This is a genomic window from Bradyrhizobium sp. ERR14, from assembly GCF_014198235.1.
Classification (GTDB): Bacteria; Pseudomonadota; Alphaproteobacteria; order Rhizobiales; family Xanthobacteraceae; genus Bradyrhizobium.
This window is the reverse complement of sequence record NZ_JACIHD010000014.1, coordinates 94,891-110,769: the sequence shown is the minus strand read 5'-3', so window position 1 is coordinate 110,769 and position 15,879 is coordinate 94,891. Positions and strand designations below refer to the sequence as shown.

At 64.3% G+C, this 15,879-nt stretch carries 22 protein-coding genes; 13 read left to right on the top strand and 9 right to left on the bottom strand.

The features are described from left to right. Positions 1–3 precede the first annotated feature (3 nt). The gene (locus GGD62_RS29540) at positions 4–708 is read left to right on the top strand and encodes a hypothetical protein (protein ID WP_183711651.1); all 705 of its coding nucleotides are present in this window, start codon (positions 4–6) and stop codon (positions 706–708) included. A gap of 64 nt (positions 709–772) precedes the next feature. Here GGD62_RS29540 and GGD62_RS29535 read toward each other — a convergent pair whose 3' ends face one another. Together GGD62_RS29535 and GGD62_RS29530 are read right to left on the bottom strand one after the other, a co-directional pair. Then, complete coding sequence (locus tag GGD62_RS29535) at positions 773–1,159, bottom strand: hypothetical protein (protein WP_183711649.1); 387 nt, start codon at positions 1,157–1,159, stop codon at positions 773–775. A gap of 244 nt (positions 1,160–1,403) precedes the next feature. Next, complete coding sequence (locus tag GGD62_RS29530; protein WP_020508682.1) at positions 1,404–1,637, bottom strand: hypothetical protein; 234 nt, start codon at positions 1,635–1,637, stop codon at positions 1,404–1,406. Between the two features lie 300 nt (positions 1,638–1,937). On the opposite strand from GGD62_RS29530, the gene GGD62_RS29525 reads away from it, so the two are divergent. The 5 genes from GGD62_RS29525 (at position 1,938) to GGD62_RS29505 (ending at position 5,478) form a co-directional block, all read left to right on the top strand. Next, positions 1,938–2,384 carry a nuclear transport factor 2 family protein gene (locus GGD62_RS29525; protein ID WP_026202000.1) on the top strand — a complete coding sequence of 149 codons (447 nt, stop codon included), beginning with the start codon at positions 1,938–1,940 and terminating at the stop codon, positions 2,382–2,384. A gap of 225 nt (positions 2,385–2,609) precedes the next feature. Beyond that, complete coding sequence (locus GGD62_RS29520) at positions 2,610–3,050, top strand: nuclear transport factor 2 family protein (protein ID WP_018318318.1); 441 nt, start codon at positions 2,610–2,612, stop codon at positions 3,048–3,050. 271 nt (positions 3,051–3,321) lie between these two features. Continuing rightward, the gene (locus GGD62_RS29515; RefSeq protein ID WP_183711647.1) at positions 3,322–4,233 is read left to right on the top strand and encodes a hypothetical protein; all 912 of its coding nucleotides are present in this window, start codon (positions 3,322–3,324) and stop codon (positions 4,231–4,233) included. A gap of 305 nt (positions 4,234–4,538) precedes the next feature. Continuing rightward, on the top strand, positions 4,539–4,961 hold the full coding sequence (locus GGD62_RS29510) for a hypothetical protein (RefSeq protein WP_092255060.1): 423 nt from the start codon (positions 4,539–4,541) through the stop codon (positions 4,959–4,961). A 379-nt stretch (positions 4,962–5,340) separates the two neighbouring features. After that, positions 5,341–5,478 (top strand): hypothetical protein, encoded by a 138-nt coding sequence (locus GGD62_RS29505; RefSeq protein ID WP_164936752.1) that lies wholly within the window; start codon positions 5,341–5,343, stop codon positions 5,476–5,478. Positions 5,479–5,517: 39 nt separating this feature from the next. Here GGD62_RS29505 and GGD62_RS29500 read toward each other — a convergent pair whose 3' ends face one another. The 3 genes from GGD62_RS29500 to GGD62_RS29490 all read right to left on the bottom strand — a co-directional run bounded on the left by GGD62_RS29500 (position 5,518) and on the right by GGD62_RS29490 (position 6,793). After that, the gene (locus GGD62_RS29500; RefSeq protein WP_018318322.1) at positions 5,518–5,664 is read right to left on the bottom strand and encodes a hypothetical protein; all 147 of its coding nucleotides are present in this window, start codon (positions 5,662–5,664) and stop codon (positions 5,518–5,520) included. A 197-nt stretch (positions 5,665–5,861) separates the two neighbouring features. Then, a complete protein-coding gene (locus GGD62_RS29495; protein ID WP_183711645.1) occupies positions 5,862–6,341 on the bottom strand; it encodes a MaoC family dehydratase in 480 nt (159 codons plus the stop codon). Continuing rightward, entirely contained in the window at positions 6,341–6,793 is a 453-nt protein-coding gene (locus tag GGD62_RS29490; RefSeq protein WP_183711643.1) for a MaoC family dehydratase, read from the bottom strand. The genes GGD62_RS29495 and GGD62_RS29490 overlap by 1 nt, the downstream gene beginning before the upstream one ends. A gap of 167 nt (positions 6,794–6,960) precedes the next feature. On the opposite strand from GGD62_RS29490, the gene GGD62_RS29485 reads away from it, so the two are divergent. Beyond that, a complete protein-coding gene (locus tag GGD62_RS29485; protein WP_018318325.1) occupies positions 6,961–7,257 on the top strand; it encodes a DUF4282 domain-containing protein in 297 nt (98 codons plus the stop codon). Positions 7,258–7,383: 126 nt separating this feature from the next. Here the strand turns inward: GGD62_RS29485 and ychF are convergent, their stop codons facing one another. The 4 genes from ychF to GGD62_RS29465 all read right to left on the bottom strand — a co-directional run bounded on the left by ychF (position 7,384) and on the right by GGD62_RS29465 (position 10,291). Continuing rightward, entirely contained in the window at positions 7,384–8,481 is a 1,098-nt protein-coding gene (ychF, locus tag GGD62_RS29480) for a redox-regulated ATPase YchF (protein ID WP_018318326.1), read from the bottom strand. A 5-nt stretch (positions 8,482–8,486) separates the two neighbouring features. Next, a complete protein-coding gene (gene pth / locus GGD62_RS29475) occupies positions 8,487–9,092 on the bottom strand; it encodes an aminoacyl-tRNA hydrolase (protein WP_183711641.1) in 606 nt (201 codons plus the stop codon). A 58-nt stretch (positions 9,093–9,150) separates the two neighbouring features. Next, positions 9,151–9,861 (bottom strand): 50S ribosomal protein L25/general stress protein Ctc, encoded by a 711-nt coding sequence (locus GGD62_RS29470; RefSeq protein ID WP_018318328.1) that lies wholly within the window; start codon positions 9,859–9,861, stop codon positions 9,151–9,153. 178 nt (positions 9,862–10,039) lie between these two features. Continuing rightward, entirely contained in the window at positions 10,040–10,291 is a 252-nt protein-coding gene (locus tag GGD62_RS29465) for an accessory factor UbiK family protein (RefSeq protein WP_011090176.1), read from the bottom strand. A gap of 166 nt (positions 10,292–10,457) precedes the next feature. Between GGD62_RS29465 and GGD62_RS29460 the strand changes: the two genes are divergently transcribed. The 6 genes from GGD62_RS29460 to GGD62_RS29435 all read left to right on the top strand — a co-directional run bounded on the left by GGD62_RS29460 (position 10,458) and on the right by GGD62_RS29435 (position 15,825). After that, on the top strand, positions 10,458–11,195 hold the full coding sequence (locus tag GGD62_RS29460; RefSeq protein WP_183711640.1) for a dienelactone hydrolase family protein: 738 nt from the start codon (positions 10,458–10,460) through the stop codon (positions 11,193–11,195). Between the two features lie 8 nt (positions 11,196–11,203). Further along, positions 11,204–12,049 (top strand): prolipoprotein diacylglyceryl transferase, encoded by an 846-nt coding sequence (lgt, locus tag GGD62_RS29455; protein ID WP_092255070.1) that lies wholly within the window; start codon positions 11,204–11,206, stop codon positions 12,047–12,049. Positions 12,050–12,069: 20 nt separating this feature from the next. Next, positions 12,070–13,188: an SAM-dependent methyltransferase gene (locus tag GGD62_RS29450; protein WP_183711639.1), complete on the top strand. Its 1,119-nt coding sequence runs from the start codon at positions 12,070–12,072 to the stop codon at positions 13,186–13,188. Continuing rightward, positions 13,185–13,952 carry a peptidoglycan editing factor PgeF gene (gene pgeF, locus GGD62_RS29445; protein WP_183711638.1) on the top strand — a complete coding sequence of 256 codons (768 nt, stop codon included), beginning with the start codon at positions 13,185–13,187 and terminating at the stop codon, positions 13,950–13,952. The genes GGD62_RS29450 and pgeF overlap by 4 nt, the downstream gene beginning before the upstream one ends. 113 nt (positions 13,953–14,065) lie before the next feature. Next, a complete protein-coding gene (locus GGD62_RS29440; protein ID WP_183711637.1) occupies positions 14,066–14,680 on the top strand; it encodes a hypothetical protein in 615 nt (204 codons plus the stop codon). A 191-nt stretch (positions 14,681–14,871) separates the two neighbouring features. Then, positions 14,872–15,825: a ribose-phosphate pyrophosphokinase gene (locus tag GGD62_RS29435; protein WP_026202002.1), complete on the top strand. Its 954-nt coding sequence runs from the start codon at positions 14,872–14,874 to the stop codon at positions 15,823–15,825. Positions 15,826–15,879 lie beyond the last annotated feature (54 nt).

Here is a 15,879-nt window from a genome sequence, read left to right as displayed (position 1 = left end):
CAAATGTCAGCAAAACCTGAAGGCGCAGCGTTAGGGAGAGAACGGGAAGAGCTTCTGGAAAAAGTTGGCAAGATTGTCTTTCCTCAAGCAGCCCTGAAACTGCTCAGAGACGGACTGATTTCGATCGAGGGAAGGACGGATGAACAAATTGTTGACGACGTTCTATCTTACCTTCGGTCGAACCTTAAGAATACAACGTTCGGCCTCGTGACGGATCATGCAACAAGCATTCTTCCGGAAGCTCGGAAATTTTTTCGTCAAGGCGAGCTTGAGCTAAGCGCACTGTATTTCGCGACGTACTATGAGCACAGGCTGAATTGGATCATTGTCCAGATCTGTGAAACCAAGCGAATAGATCCTCGGATCATTAAACAGCTACTTCGTGAAGCCAGCATGCGGGCGAAGTGCACTTGGGTAATGGCCCTTCTTGAGCTCTCCCCCTTCCCGAAAGAGAAGCTGAAGGCAATCGACGAGATCAGCGAGGTTCGCAACTCATTCATTCACTACAAGTGGCCGATTGAGTCTGGCGATGCCAACACCTCACAGTCGTCTCGCGAGCAAATCCTGACGAGCCTCAACAAGGCAGAGTCGATAGTTCGCTACCTAAGGGATTTTGAGCAGCGGCATCTCTACAAGGGACAAGGGCATCGACTCCTCAGAGCATTGGCCAAACGGCGGAGGGGCTCTCATACTTCAGAGCCGATCTGATAGTATTCCTCGGTCGCACCCAGCGGGACTTGATCGTCAAGCGAGACGCGCTCGGCGTTCCCCCTCACCCCACACTCGCCGTCACCACCGCCATCACCGACAGCAGCAGCACGATCGTCACCAATTGCAGCGAGGCGACCGGCTGGGTGCGCCAGGCCGTGATCTTGTCGGACAGCGACAGATGGGCCTCGAAGAACTTTGGCTCGTAGACGGTCTTGAAAAAAGCCGGGAAGCTCGGGCCCAGGGTCACAGCCAGCATCGCGTGGGCGAGCGAGGCGATGGCGACGAAGACGGCGACGCCGGGGTCGCCGACGAGATCGTGGTTGCCAACGAGCTTGAGCAGGAAGGCGGCGGCGGCGAAGGTCGGGAAGCTCTGCAGGATCGTGGTCAGCGCGAGGCCTTCGAGCGCGTTGTGCAGGCGGGACTTTCTGACGGTGGCGAGGGCGGCCATGGCACGTCTCCCTGATGACTTGGGATGACGTTAGCTGCCATGCCGGAGCGGTGATGTGAGATGCGTCACGCGGCCTTCTTCACCTCGCCCCGCTTGCGGGGAGAGGTCGATCGCGAAGCGATCGGGTGAGGGGGACTCTCCGCGGGTCGAGCTGCCACCGTCCCCGGAGAGACTCCCCCTCACCCCAACCCTCTCCCCGCAAGCGGGGCAAGGGAGCAGACCGCCGATGCGGTTGGATTGTCGTTTACAACTTCCCCTGCCCGTTCACCTGACCCTGCTGCTGCCGCTGCTTCTCCTGTTCCTTGGCGTGGTGCCTGCCGTAGAGGCAGCCGGCGGCGGCGCCCAGCACGCCGTGATGGCCGGCATAGTGGCCGGCAACGCCGCCGACGACGGCGCCCTTGATGCAGCCCTTGGCGTTGGCGGCGGAGGTCGCGCCGCACATGAGCAACACGGCAGCGATGGCGAAGAGTGATTTCATGGATCGTGTCTCCGGAGGCAATGTCGGCGTCCCAACGAGCGCGAGCACATCGCGGTTCCATGCGGCTGCGCCGCGGTGACCTTGCGCATTGCGCCATCTGCGTTGCGTGTCATGCAGCTGAATGCAGCAAGAATTCGTGCAGCCTTGCCGCAATTCAACTCGCAATTGGCACGCCATGAACCTGGCATTGCGCTCGAGCGTCATATCGTCTGCAACATCCCTGTGATTTTGCGGATTGCCGGTGCAGGAGACCGCGCGTTAGCGTTGCAGGGCGCCACACGGCCAATGAGGACGGGCGGAATGACTGTCGAGAAGCTCAATCGCCAGCGCGTGCTGCATCTGCTCGACGCCTTCGCGCGCGGCGACATCGAGGCCGCGCTGGCGTGCTGCACCGATGACGTCGACTTCCTCACCCATGCGCCGATCGACGTGCTGCCGCACATGGTGCCGCGCCACGGCAAGGCCGAGCTGCGCGAGCTGTGGCAGACCGTCTGGTCGCGCTATTCGGAGATCCGGTACAAGGCACCGCACATCCTGGCCGAGGGCGAGGCGGTCGCGACCTACATGCAGGCCTATTTCAGGAAGCGCAGCAACGACCGCATCGTGCAGTTCGACATGGCCGTGTTCTACACCTTCCGCGGCGGGCTGGTGGCGGAGATCCGCGAGATCATCGATTCCTACGATCTGGTGCAGCAGGTGCTGGAGCGCGAGATCGGGCCGCTGATCACGGGTGCACGGGTGGACTGAGCCTGCTCCCTCCCCTGGAACCGAGCCGCCAGGACCCGGAAGATTACGGGGTTTTATTGCAGATCTCACATATCGCCATCAATTGTGCATTGCGAAAACGTGAATTGCGTTTTGGCCGAAATCGGGTATTTTATTCGTATACAAATGAGTTGAGCCCCACCGCCTGACTGCGCTGGGGTCGTTTTCCGTTTTTCTTTCGCAAAGCCAGCTTCAGGACTGCCCAAAATGACAGAGCACAGCCTCTGGCGTTTCTCGCGCGCGTTGCACCGCGCGATCAACGACCGGCATTTCGAGGACATCGAGGCCCTGATCGACGAGGATGTCGAATGGGCGCTCTACGGCCCGATCGACATGTTTCCGTTCCTCGGCGCGCGCCAGGGCAAGGACGCCGTGCTCGACGTCATCCGCCAGCTCGCCGACAATTTCCAGGTCCGCCGCTTCGACCGCGAGAGCATCATGCTGGGCGTCGATTCCGCCGCCTCGATGATGCGCTATTCGCTGACGGCACTGGACTCCAACAAGCCGATCAGCTTGCGGGTCGCGCAGTTCGCCCAGTTCAGGGCGGGCAAGCTTACCAGCATGCGCGTCCTGATCGACACCTTCGACCTGGTCGAGCAGGCACTCGGCCGCGCCATTCATCTGCCGAAGATGACCAGCGTCGGCTGAGGGGGACGCCAACGGGCCCCGCTGTTCGGGACCGACGACAATGCCTGACGCGACGTCCTGGCCGCCAGCCCCGCCGGATGCCGTCGCATCGAGAGCTCGTCGTCGGGCGCGCGCCTTTCGCGCGGCCCGTTGGTTCGCATCCCCACGCGAGTTGCCACAATTTCGCAACGATAAATCCGCATTGATGCAAGCAGACCGAATGGCGCATGGTCATCACCAAGGACCGCCTTATATTGGCGGACAACATGCGCTGGGGCTTGCGGGCAGGACGATGGAATTCTCGACAGGTTTCGGCTGGACCAGGCTGCCGGTGCTGGCGGCCGCGTTCATCTTGGGCTCTGTGCTGACGGTTTCGGCGCAGATCATTCCGCCCTTCTCCCCACCCGCGGCCGCGCCAGACGAGGCCGAGACGGCAGAGACCCCCGACGTCAACGACCCCGACGTGCTCAAAGGCATCGACGTCGACAAGCTCGACTGGAGCCAGCTCGCGGTCGATGCCGGCACCGGCATTGACCCGATCGCCGCCAAGAAGCGCGCCAAGGCCGCCGCCAAGGACGGCCTGGACTGGTCGTCGAACGCCAATGCGAACGGCTCCTCGGCGGTGACGGTGAAGCAATCCGTGTTCTCGTTCTGGGATACGCGGATCGGCGCCGACATGACGGTGACGAGCGAGCCGCGGACGATGTCCGAGCTGCTGGCGCAAAAGGCCACCAATGGCGGCAACCTGCCGCAATCCTCCGGCAGCGCCTGGGCGACGGCAACCGCGCCCGGCGCCGGAGTGATCTGGGACAAGACCGCGGTGGAAGCCCGCGTCGATCCCGGCTCGGAACAGAGCAAGCTCGGGGCCTCGCTGACCAAATCGGTGCCACTGTCCGGCGACACCTCACTGACGCTGCAGAACGGCTACAGCGTCAACCAGCAGGGCACGAGTGCGGTCCCCGGCATCGGCGGCCACATCACCCGCAATTACGAGACCGACCAGTCGGCCAAGGTGACCCTCACCGACACCGGCACCAGCATCACCGCCGGCCAGTCGCTGTCGACCACCGACGACAAATGGCTGCGCAAGGTCGGCGCCGAGCAGAAGCTGTTCGACAATGTCACCGTCTCCGGCTCGGTCGGCGAGACCTCGCAAGGCGCGATCAACAAGAGCCTGACGGCGGGTTTCAAGAAGAGCTGGTAGGCCGAGCCTCCACTCTTTCTCCTCGTCCTGAGGGCGCTCCGAAGGAGCGCGTCTCGAAGGATCGAGGCCCTGCATGGTTCGAGACGCGCTTCGCGCTCCTCACCAGGAGGAGCTGGAACGGTGGCCGCCGCAGCGACGTTCACACTCTCCTAACCATACGCCACGGCAAAACCCCCGAATGGTCCGCCCTTGCCGCATCTCGGCCCATTTGCGGCCCAATTCCGGCGCCCTGATGCGGGCTGCCTCACAGACGTCGTCGTGCGGGGGACACTCGCGCTGCGCTCAACGCGAACAGGGGAATAACGATGAACGCCATGCGTCCGGAAAAGACCGAAGCCGCCGAGACCGAGACGGTCGACACCAACCTCGCTGCAGTCACGGAAGTCGAAGCCGGCATCCGCGACTTCGTCCGCAACGACATTGCCTATCTGCGCCGTCCGGCGGCGGCGACCACCGACGCGCCCCCGCTCGATCCGAGCGCGGACGCCACCGTCACCAACGTCAACTCGCTGATCCAGCGCGTCGCCGGCACCTCGCTCGCCGAGATCGAGAATCTGATCTCGGAGCTCGAGAGCCTGCGTGACCTGCTGCATGCCGAGGGCCAGCGCGTCCAGCGCGAGATCTCCGGCTACGCCCAGCTCAGCCAGGCCGCGATGAAGTCGACCCGGATGATCGCCGACAACGTCGCGCAGTGGAAGCGCGCCGCCGACGGCCTGCGCAACAGCTAAGCACTGACATCACGCATCACCGGCTGCCGCGTTCCGCAAGGAGCGCGGCAGTTTTGATTCGGGATGTCGCCCCGGCGTAGCGTGTCCGGACGCTATCTCGTCAAAACAGGTGTCATCACCCGCGAAAGCGGGTGATCCAGTATTCCAGAGACGCCAGTGATTGAACCGAGACGCCGCGGCGTACTGGATGCCCGGATCAAGCCCGGTCAAGCCGGGGCATGACGGCGGTGGGTGTGGCTGCGAAAAAGGCCGCGTAAGACCGTGGACGCACGTTCACACCGTCGCCGTAGACATGCGGCGCGCTATTGAACCCGCCGCGCCTTCCCGACGACCAATGCCAAGCGCCCGCTTCTTTTGCGGCCGGGCCGGGGGACATCTCATGGAAAGCATTCGGCCCGACAACACGGACCCGATATCGCTGCGGCCCGCGCCCAATCAGCTCGGCACGATCATGCTGCGCTTCGTCGGATTGCTGGTGGTTGCGATCGCGGTGCTGGCGTTCGTCTATAGCCGCTGAGGCGGGGCCGTTTTCCGGCCCCGAGAGCTTAACAGATTCTTACCGGCTCGCGTCGACAGCCGAGGCTTCCAGGGTGTAGGCGCCATCGGCATAGCCCTTCACCACCATGCCGGCGACCAGCATCACGGCCAGCGTCGCGGTAGCGAAGATAAATCCAACAAACTTGAGTGCGCCGCGATCAGCCATGGTCCTCGTCCCCTGTCTCTGCCCAATTCGTTTCAATTAGACAGCGACAGGTTCATAATTAGTTAGCAACTCACTGGTTCCACCAAACTGCTTCGCGGTAACCATGTTGCGCAGGCTTATGGCAGCGGCCCGGAATCGCGTCCATAGCGCGCGGGCAACACTCGCGCACTCATTTGCCCGTTCATATTGGAACAGATCTAACCGCTCTTCCTCATCGGCACGAAGGCGCTGGCGATGATGGAATAGACGTCCTCGCCGCGCTGGTTAGTGCCGGTGGTGCGGGCGGTCAGGATGCCCCAGCCGGGGCGCGAGGCCGAGGTGCGCTTGTCGGTGACCACGTTGACGTAAGCGACGGTATCGCCGGCAAGCACCGGCCTGATCCAGCGCAGGTCGCGAAAGCCCGGCGAAGGCCCCCACACCGCAACCTCCTCGCCGCGCGCTACGGCCTCGCGCGCCAGACGCTGGCCGTCAGCGACAAGCAGGCTCATGCAGGCCGAGCCGACATGCCAGCCCGAGGCGGCAAGCCCGCCGAACAGCGAGTTCTTGCCCTCCTCCTCGTCGAGATGAAAACGCTGCGGATCGAACTTCGCGGCGAAATTCTTGATGGCCTCGGCCGTGAACGTATAGGTGCCGATCTCGCGGCGCTGGCCGATCTCGATGTCGTCGAAAAACCGCATCAGACCGCCCCCTCGCGCCGCTTGATCAGGATCGGCGAGGTCATCTCGCCCAGCGGCTCACCCTTGGCGTTGCGCACGGTGCATTTGAACTTGACGATGCCGAGTTCGGGCCGGCTCTTGGAGGGGCGCGCCTCCAGCACGTCGACGTCGAGCATGAGATCGTCCCCGGGCCGGAGCGGCGAGAGCCAGCGCACCTCGTCGACGCCGGGAGACCCCAGCGACGCGGCGCGGGTAATGAAGCCGTCGGCCATCATCCGCATCATCAGCGAGCAGAGGTGCCAGCCCGAGCCGGACAGGCCGCGCAGCATGCTCTTGGCTGCGGCCTCCTCGTCCAGATGCATCGGCTGCGGATCGAACTCGGCCGCGAAGGCCAGAATCTCGTCGCGGGTGACGTGTCGCGGGCCGAATGTTCCGAACCGGCCGGGCGGGAAATCTTCGAAGGTCAGGGTCATCTTGGGATTGGCTAGCGGAAATGACAGATTGTGGCCGCACTTTGCGGCAATCTCAACCCGCCGGCCCGCATGGCTCGTGCTACATACGGGGTGGCGGCGTTGGTCTTGAGTCGGATCAACCGAGGGCCAAGATCCATTTACCAAGGCCCGATGCCCTGGGGAGAGCAATGTTTTCATTCAGCGATCTGTTTCAGTGGGACCGCTTCATCACGCCGACGATCATCAAGACCTTCTACTGGCTGGTGATCGCGCTGATCTGCCTGTTCGGCCTCTCCGGCATCTTCTCCGGCCTGGCTGCGATGGCGATCAGTCCGTTCGGCGGCTTCCTGGTGCTGCTGTCGTCGATCGCGAGCGTCGTCGTCGGAATCGTGTTCTCGCGCATCGCCGCGGAGCTGATCCTGATCGTCTTCCGCATCAACGAGCATCTCGGCGCCATCCGCGACCAAGGCAGCGGGATGCGGTGAGCGTCACGCACAGGTGCCGTAGGGTGGGCAAAGGCGCACAGCGCCGTGCCCACGATCATTCCGCGAGATGAGAGAGATGGTGGGCACGCTTCGCTTTGCCCACCCTACAGCACCGATGTTGGTGTTTTACGTATTAAACCTGAAATGCATCACGTCGCCGTCGGCGACGACATATTCCTTGCCTTCGAGGCGGAGCTTGCCGGCATCGCGGGCGCCGGCTTCGCCGCCGAGCCCGACGTAGTCCTCATACGCAATCGTCTCGGCGCGGATGAAACCCTTCTCGAAATCGGTATGGATCACGCCCGCCGCGCCCGGCGCCTTGGTGCCGCGATAGATGGTCCAGGCGCGCGCTTCCTTCGGACCCACCGTGAAATAGGTGATGAGGTCGAGCAGCGTGTAGCCGGCGCGGATCAGGCGATCGAGGCCGGCCTCTTCGAGACCCAGCGTCTCCAGGAAGTCGGCGCGTTCCTCGCGCGAAATGGTCGCGATCTCGGATTCGATCTTGGCGGAGATGACGACGGCGACCGCGCCTTCCTTGGCGGCCTGCTCCTGCACCGCCTGGGAGAACGAATTGCCCGTTGCGGCTGAGCCTTCCTCGACGTTGCAGACATAGAGCACGGGCTTGGACGACAGCAGGCCGAGCATGCCGAAGGCGCGTTCCTCCTCCGCCTTGCGCTCGACGAGGCGCGCGGGCTTGCCTTCACGCAGCAGCACCAGGGTGCGGTTGACGAGGTCGAGCTGCTCCTTGGCGTCCTTGTCGTTGCCCTTGGCCTTCTTGGTGAGGTTGTCGACGCGCTTCTCGAGGCTGTCGAGATCGGCGAGCATCAGCTCGGTCTCGATGGTCTCGATGTCGGCGAGCGGGGCGATCTTGCCCTCGACATGGGTGATGTCGGAATCTTCAAAGCAGCGCACGACATGCGCGATCGCATCGACCTCGCGGATGTTGGCGAGGAACTGGTTGCCGAGGCCTTCACCCTTGGAGGCGCCGCGGACGAGGCCAGCGATGTCGACGAAGGTCAGCCGGGTCGGGATGATCTGGCCGGACTTGGCGATCGCCGCGAGCTTGTCGAGCCTGGGATCGGGCACGGCGACCTCGCCGACATTCGGCTCGATGGTGCAGAACGGATAGTTCGCGGCCTGCGCCGCGGCCGTCTCGGTCAGCGCGTTGAACAAGGTCGACTTGCCGACATTGGGCAATCCGACGATTCCGCATTTAAATCCCACGAGCGTTATTCCTTGCCGTTCTCGTCCTTGGTCAAAAATCCCTTCGCCTGCATGGCGAGATGCACCCTGTTGGCGAAGGTCGCATCCGTGCCCTTGGCGACCAGGCCTGCGTGCTCGGCCACCGCCTCGCACAGCGCCGACACCCAGTCGTTGTCGGCCTTGGCGAAGTCCGACAGCACATGGCCGTGCACCAGTTCCTTGACGCCGGGATGACCGATGCCGAACCGGACCCGGCGATAGTCGTTGCCGATATGCGCCGAGATCGAGCGCAGGCCGTTGTGGCCGGCGATGCCGCCGCCGATCTTCACCCGCACCTTGCCCGGCGGCAGCTCGAGCTCATCGTGAAACACGGTGACGTCGCCCATGGCGATCTTGAAGAAGCTTGCGGCTTCCTGCACGGCGCGGCCGGAATCGTTCATGTAGGTCGTGGGCTTGAGCAGGATCACGCGCTCGGTGCCGAGCGTGCCTTCCGAGGTCTCGCCCTGAAAACGACGGCGCCATGGTGCGAAACCATGACGCCGCGCGATCTCGTCGACGGCCATGAAGCCGATATTGTGCCGGTTACGTGCGTATTTTGCGCCGGGATTGCCGAGCCCAACAAAGAGTCGCATGACGCGGCGCGCCCCTCGCTCGGCGCGCGATCAGAGACCGCGCGCCAGCTTTGAGAGATTACTTCTTCTTGTCGCCGCCGGCGGGAGCCTTGGCAGCCGCGGCAGGAGCAGCAGCGGCCGGAGCCGCAGCGCCAGCCGCCGGAGCAGCCGCAGCAGCTCCAGGAGCTGCAGCCGCAGCGGCGGCCTTCTGCTCTTCGGCGTAGCCAGACGGCGGCACGATGGTGACGAGGGTTGCATCCTCGCGGGTCAGCGCCTTCACGCCGTTCGGCAGCTTGACGTCGGACAGATGCAAGGAGTGACCGATTTCGAGCGAGCCGACATCGGCCTCGATGTACTGCGGAATGCTCTCGACGCCGCATTCGAGCTCGATCGCGTGGGCGACGATGTTGACGGTGCCGCCGCGCTTCACGCCCGGGGACGTTTCCGCCTTCACGACATGCAGCGGCACGCTGATGCGGATGGTGGCGCCTTCGCCGAGCCGCATGAAGTCGACATGGATCGGGAAGTCCTTGACCGGATCGAGGTGGTAGTCGCGCGGAATCACGCGGTGCTTCTTGCCCTCGAGATCGATGTCGACCAGCGTGGTCAGGAACCGGCCGGCGAGGATGCGCTGGCGCAGTTCGCGATCTTCGATCGAGATCGTGACGGGGGGCTGGTTGTTGCCATAGATCACTCCGGGCACTCGCCCGGCGCGACGCTCAGCCCGGGCGGCCCCCTTGCCGCTCTTCGGACGTGCGGTCGCCTTCAATTCCTTGACGGTCGTCGCCATGTCGTTAAGTCCTTGTTTTTGCAAAAGTTAATGGGCCGCAGCGCGGCCCATGGCATCGTTCGCAGCAAGCCTCCAGGGGTGCGGGGGCCACGAACTGGCGGGCTTTTACCCGGAAGATGCGGAAATGACAAGGAGAATGGGCGGCACCCTCCCTGGAGGGGGAGGGTAAGAAGGGCGCCTACCCGCCGAGCTTAGCCTCCAGCGCCGTGATGCGCGCCTTCAGCGCCTCGTTCTCCTCGCGGGCCAGGCGGGCCATGTCCTTGACCGCCTCGAACTCCTCGCGCTTGACCAGGTCCATGTCGCGCAGGAATTTTTCGGCCTGGGTGCGCATCACGGTGTCGAACTCGCGCTTGACGCCCTGGGCGGCACCGGCGGCATCGTTCATCAGGCGGCCGATCTCGTCGAAAAACCGGTTGTTGGTCTGGGTCATTTCGGCCTCCTGGCAGCTCCGATAAACTTTGCGCGAACGCTCCAAAACACAATGGCAATCCGATTGGGCCGGTTCAAGGCCCGATCGGAGGTATCCTTGTCATGCCCCGGTTTCCTTGCAATCGTATTCATCGTCCCTGCATAAGAAGAATCACAAGGCGCATGAGATGATCGACCAGCAGATCGCGATCCCCACCAGGGACGGCCACACCGCAACCTTCATCAGCCATCCCGAACGCGGCGGGCCGTTTCCGGTCATCCTGTTCTACATGGATGCGCCCGCGATCCGCGAAGAGCTGCGCGACATGGCGCGCCGGCTCGCGACCTCAGGCTATTACGTGATGCTGCCGAACCTCTATTACCGCTCCGGCGTGATGGAGCTCGGCGCGCTACCGGCCGACCCGAACGCGCCGGAGCGCAAGCGCATGTTCCAGCTGATGGGCTCGCTCACCATCCCCATGATCATGGACGACACCAGAGCGCTGCTCGCCTATGCCGAGGGCCAGGCGGCCGCGAACACCAAGCTGGTCGGCACCGTCGGCTATTGCATGAGCGGCCGCTACGCCATCAACGCCGCCACGCATTTCCCCGACAGCGTCAAGGCGGCCGCCTCGGTCTACGGCGTGCAGCTGGCAACGGATCAGGACGACAGCCCGCATCTGGCCGCGGCTAAGACCAAGGCCGAGCTCTATTTCGCCTGCGCCGAGAATGATGTCTACGCGCCGCCGGAGATTATCGGGAAAGTCAAAGAAGGCATGAACGGCGCCAAGGCCGAGGTCGAGATCTATCCCGGCACGCATCACGGCTTCGCCTTCCCCAAGCGCCCGGTCTATGACCGCGACGCCGCCGAGCGGCATTGGGAGCGCCTCTTGGCGCTCTATCGCCGCAATCTCGTCCAGAAATAGAAGGCGAGATGCAGCTTCTTCTCATCGACTTCCCCGCCTTCAAGCCGATCGCGCTCGAGATCGGGCCGTTCGCGATCCGCTGGTATGCGCTGGCCTATATCTGCGGCATCGTGTTCGGCTGGCTCTATGCGCGCTCGCTGCTGAAGAAGGAGCGCCTGTGGGGCGGCCCCGCGCCGATGTCGCTGCTGCAGATCGACGACTTCATCCTGTGGGTTACGCTCGGCATCATTCTCGGTGGCCGCACCGGCTACGTGCTGTTCTACAATCTGCCTTTCTTCATCGATCATCCCGCCGCGATCTTCCGATTGTGGGAGGGCGGCATGTCCTTCCATGGCGGCTTTCTGGGCTGCGTCGTCGCGGTGATGTTGTTCGCCTTTCGCAATGGCATCTCGATCCTGTCGCTCGGCGACATCACCACCGCGGTCGCGCCGGTCGGACTGCTGCTCGGGCGCATCGCCAACTTCATCAACGGCGAATTGTGGGGCCGCGCCACCGATCCGAGCCTGCCCTGGGCGATGATATTCCCCAACGATCCGACGCAACTGCCGCGTCATCCGAGCCAGCTCTACGAGGCCGGCATGGAAGGCATCCTGCTGTTCACCGTGCTCGCGGTGATGATCCGGCTCGGCGCGCTGAAACGGCCGGGCATGATCCTCGGCGCCTTCATCCTGATCTACGGTCTGACCCGGATTGCCGGCGAGCACTTCCGCGAACCGGACGCGCAGCTCGGTTTCCTCTGGGGCGGATTAACCATGGGCATGCTGCTGTCGATCCCGATGCTTATCGTCGGCGGCATACTTATTGTATTGGCAGTCAGGCGCGGTGCGCCGAAGCCCGCAGGGGCCGTTCGTTAATTCATTTCGAGAAGATAGCCGTGACCGAACAGCCGCTACTCAACGAGATCAAGGCGCTGATCAAATCCTCAGGTCCCATGCCGGTCTGGCGGTACATGGAACTGTGCCTGATGCATCCGCGCCATGGCTATTACGTCTCGCGCGATCCGCTCGGGCGTGAGGGCGACTTCACAACCTCACCCGAAGTCAGCCAGATGTTCGGCGAGCTCTTGGGACTATGGACCGCCTCGGTGTGGAAGCAAATGGGCTCGCCGCAATTCCTGCGGTTGATTGAGCTCGGCCCCGGCCGCGGCACCATGATGGCGGACGCGCTACGCGCCCTTCGCGTGCTGCCGCCGCTCTACCAGGCGCTTCATGTCCACATGGTCGAGGTCAATCCCGTCTTGCGCGAGCGGCAGAATGCGACGCTGTCAGGCGTGCGCAACATTGCCTGGCACGACAGCATCGACGACGTGCCTGAGGGACCGAGCATCATCCTCGCCAACGAATATTTCGACGTGCTGCCGGTCCACCAGATGGTCCGCCACGAGAACGGCTGGCACGAGCGCGTGATCGAGATCGATCCCAACGGCAAGCTTCAATTCGGCGCGGCGTCCGAGCCGACGCCGCGCTTCGACGTGCTCCTGCCGCCGCTCGTGCGCGCCGCACCCGTCGGCGCCGTGTTCGAATGGCGCCCCGACGGCGAGATCATGAAGCTCGCCACGCGCGTGCGCGACCAGGACGGCGCAGCGCTGATCATCGATTATGGCCATTTGCGCAGCGACGCCGGCGACACCTTCCAGGCGATTGCGCGCCACACCTTCGCCGATCCCTTGAAGGCGCCGGGCCGGGCCGACGTCACCGCTCATGTCGACTTCCAGGCGCTGGCGCGCGCGGCCGAGGACGTCGGCGCGCGCGTGCACGGGCCGGTGACGCAAGGCGACTTCCTCAAGCGGATCGGCATCGACACAAGGGCCGCCGCCTTGATGCAGAAGGCAACGCCGGAGGTCGCCACCGACATTTCGATCGCACTCAAGCGGCTGACGGACACCGGGCGCAGCGGCATGGGCTCGATGTTCAAGGTGCTCGGCATCTCCGAGCCGCGGCTGACAGGCATTGCCGGCCTCACCGATCTCGAACAGGCCGGAGAAGCCTCATGACGCTCGCTTCGTCGCTGCTGTCGGCCGTGCCCGGCCTGCGCCACTCGTTCTTCACCCGCGAAGGCGGCGTCTCCAGTGGCATCTACTCCGCGCTGAACGGCGGCCTCGGCTCCAACGACGATCAGACCCTTGTCGCGGAGAACCGCCGCCGCATGGCCGAGCATGTCGGCGTCGCGCCGGAACGCTTCCTCAGCCTGCACCAGATCCATTCGCCCGACGTGCTCGTCGCCGAGACGCCGTGGCCGAACGGGCCGCGGCCGAAGGGCGATGCGCTGGTGACGAACACGCCCGGCATCGCGCTCGGCGTCTCCACCGCCGATTGCGGGCCGGTGCTGTTCGTCGATCCCAACGCGCGCGTGATTGGCGGCGCGCATGCGGGGTGGAAGGGCGCGCTGACGGGCGTGCTGGAGGCGACGATCGCGGCGATGGAAAAACTCGGCGCGACGCGCAGCGGCATCATCGCCGCGATCGGCCCCTTGATCCGGCAGGACAGCTACGAGGTCGGCAACGAGTTCGTCGCGCGCTTCATCGCGGCCGATGCGGACAACGCGATCTTCTTCATACCCTCGGTACGCGAGGGACACGCGATGTTCGATCTCGCCGGTTTCATTCGCAAGCGGCTGGACGCCGCCGGCATCCTGATGATCGACGATCTCGGCGTCGACACCTACGCCGACGAGCGCTTCTTCAGCTATCGCCGCTCGGTGCATCGCAAGGAGCCGGATTACGGCCGCCACGTTCACGCAATCGCGCTCGAAGCGTGAACACAGCGGCAACCCCGTCTCATTCCGGGGCGATGTCCCGTTGCGATGACAGTGGCCTGTGTCGCCTCCGCCCTAGACCTTAATCGATTTTAACGATATCGCTGCCCTCCATAATGAGGGACGCGTCATTCATCCTGGGCCGTGCGGGTGCGCGCGTGCTGGCGGTCATGCTGCTCGCGGCGGCGACTGCGCTTGGCGGCTGCGCCGGCGGCGGTGGGGCCGCCAACTCCTATGCAATGGCGCCGACCGCCGGCTCCGGGGCAACGGTCGCCTTCGAATCGATCGACGGGCCGCCGCCGCAGGTGTTCGACCGCATGGTCGGCGTGCTCGACAGCGAATCCAAGCTGCGCAGCCTGTCCGTCATCTCCCGCGAGGGGACCGCCGCCTACCGCGTGCGCAGCTATCTCTCCGCCCAGGTGGTGCGCGGCAAGACGGTGATCGCCTGGGTCTGGGACGTCTACGACGCCAACCAGCAGCGGGCGCTGCGCCTCTCCGGCGAGGAACCGACCTCGGCCAAAGCCGGCCGCGATCCGTGGGCAGCAGCCGACGACCTCGTGCTGCGGAAGATCGCCCAGGCCGGATTCAGCGGACTTTCCAACATGATCAACGGAACGCCGGATACCCCGGGCACGGCTCCTGGCTTGCGGGGCCCGGCGGTGGCGAGCGTGATCCCGCAGGCCCCGGTGGCGGAGATGCCTGCCACGGCACTCGGCTATGCCGAACGATAACCCCCGCTAAACCACGGCCTCGAGTTGCGGCCAAGCCGTTGGCCCGACTCAGGATTTCGAAGGGAAAACGTAGCATCCCGGGTTGCCATTGCAGCCCCCGGCCTGATATTTCCTCGCCCGTTGTAACCGTGCTTCCAGTGGGATCTGAGATGTTGAACGTCGTATCCAGCAAAGCGCGGGAGGAAGCGTCTATGTCGGCCAAAAACGGCTCCATCAAGCTCGTCGCCGGCAACTCCAATCCGGCCCTCGCGCAGGCGATTGCGCAGGGCCTGGACCTGCCGCTGACCAAGGCGGTGGTGCGGCGCTTCGCCGACATGGAGATCTTCGTCGAGATCCAGGAGAACGTCCGCGGCTCGGATGCCTTCATCATCCAGTCGACCTCGTTCCCGGCGAACGACCATCTGATGGAGTTGCTGATCATCACCGACGCGCTGCGCCGCTCCTCGGCGCGCCGCATCACGGCGGTGCTGCCCTATTTCGGCTACGCCCGGCAGGACCGCAAGTCGGGCTCGCGCACGCCGATCTCGGCCAAGCTGGTCGCCAATTTGATCACGCAGGCCGGTGTCGATCGCGTCATGACGCTCGATCTGCACGCCGGCCAGATCCAGGGCTTCTTCGACATCCCGACCGACAATCTCTATGCCGCGCCACTGATGGTGCGCGACATCAAGGAGAGGTTCGACCTCTCCAAGACGATGGTGATCTCGCCCGACGTCGGCGGCGTGGCCCGCGCGCGCGGCCTTGCCAAGCGCATCAATACCCCGCTCGCGATCGTCGACAAGCGCCGCGAGAGGGCGGGCGAATCCGAGGTCATGAACGTGATCGGCGACGTCGCCGGCTACACCTGCATCCTGATCGACGACATCGTGGACTCCGGCGGCACGCTGGTGAACGCGGCCGACGCGCTGATCGCCAAGGGCGCCAAGGACGTCTACGCCTACATCACCCACGGCGTGCTCTCCGGCGGCGCGGCCGCCCGCATCGCGGGCTCGAGGCTGAAGGAGCTCGTGATCACCGACTCGATCCTGCCGACCGACGCGGTGACCAAGGCGCCGAACATCCGCACGCTGCCGATCGCCAGCCTGATCTCCGACGCGATCGCACGCACCGCCGCGGAAGAATCCGTGTCGAGCCTGTTCGACTAGTTTTTCCGATCCGAAAGTCTCGTAGGGTGGGCAAAGGCGCAAAGCGCCGTGCCC

Excerpts from the sequence above, each read along its gene's own strand:
- GGD62_RS29515 (WP_183711647.1), top strand. The coding sequence starts at position 3,322 with ATGGAATTCTCGACAGGTTTCGGCTGGACCAGGCTGCCGGTGCTGGCG.
- GGD62_RS29465 (WP_011090176.1), bottom strand. The coding sequence starts at position 10,291 with ATGACCCAGACCAACAACCGGTTTTTCGACGAGATCGGCCGCCTGATG.
- GGD62_RS29500 (WP_018318322.1), bottom strand. The coding sequence starts at position 5,664 with ATGGCTGATCGCGGCGCACTCAAGTTTGTTGGATTTATCTTCGCTACC.
- GGD62_RS29520 (WP_018318318.1), top strand. The coding sequence starts at position 2,610 with ATGACAGAGCACAGCCTCTGGCGTTTCTCGCGCGCGTTGCACCGCGCG.
- GGD62_RS29510 (WP_092255060.1), top strand. The coding sequence starts at position 4,539 with ATGAACGCCATGCGTCCGGAAAAGACCGAAGCCGCCGAGACCGAGACG.
- GGD62_RS29525 (WP_026202000.1), top strand. The coding sequence starts at position 1,938 with ATGACTGTCGAGAAGCTCAATCGCCAGCGCGTGCTGCATCTGCTCGAC.
- GGD62_RS29470 (WP_018318328.1), bottom strand. The coding sequence starts at position 9,861 with ATGGCGACGACCGTCAAGGAATTGAAGGCGACCGCACGTCCGAAGAGC.
- GGD62_RS29530 (WP_020508682.1), bottom strand. The coding sequence starts at position 1,637 with ATGAAATCACTCTTCGCCATCGCTGCCGTGTTGCTCATGTGCGGCGCG.
- pgeF (WP_183711638.1), top strand. The coding sequence starts at position 13,185 with ATGACGCTCGCTTCGTCGCTGCTGTCGGCCGTGCCCGGCCTGCGCCAC.
- GGD62_RS29540 (WP_183711651.1), top strand. The coding sequence starts at position 4 with ATGTCAGCAAAACCTGAAGGCGCAGCGTTAGGGAGAGAACGGGAAGAG.
- GGD62_RS29435 (WP_026202002.1), top strand. The coding sequence starts at position 14,872 with ATGTCGGCCAAAAACGGCTCCATCAAGCTCGTCGCCGGCAACTCCAAT.
- GGD62_RS29460 (WP_183711640.1), top strand. The coding sequence starts at position 10,458 with ATGATCGACCAGCAGATCGCGATCCCCACCAGGGACGGCCACACCGCA.
- GGD62_RS29535 (WP_183711649.1), bottom strand. The coding sequence starts at position 1,159 with ATGGCCGCCCTCGCCACCGTCAGAAAGTCCCGCCTGCACAACGCGCTC.
- GGD62_RS29440 (WP_183711637.1), top strand. The coding sequence starts at position 14,066 with ATGAGGGACGCGTCATTCATCCTGGGCCGTGCGGGTGCGCGCGTGCTG.
- lgt (WP_092255070.1), top strand. The coding sequence starts at position 11,204 with ATGCAGCTTCTTCTCATCGACTTCCCCGCCTTCAAGCCGATCGCGCTC.
- GGD62_RS29490 (WP_183711643.1), bottom strand. The coding sequence starts at position 6,793 with ATGACCCTGACCTTCGAAGATTTCCCGCCCGGCCGGTTCGGAACATTC.
- GGD62_RS29495 (WP_183711645.1), bottom strand. The coding sequence starts at position 6,341 with ATGCGGTTTTTCGACGACATCGAGATCGGCCAGCGCCGCGAGATCGGC.
- GGD62_RS29505 (WP_164936752.1), top strand. The coding sequence starts at position 5,341 with ATGGAAAGCATTCGGCCCGACAACACGGACCCGATATCGCTGCGGCCC.
- pth (WP_183711641.1), bottom strand. The coding sequence starts at position 9,092 with ATGCGACTCTTTGTTGGGCTCGGCAATCCCGGCGCAAAATACGCACGT.
- GGD62_RS29485 (WP_018318325.1), top strand. The coding sequence starts at position 6,961 with ATGTTTTCATTCAGCGATCTGTTTCAGTGGGACCGCTTCATCACGCCG.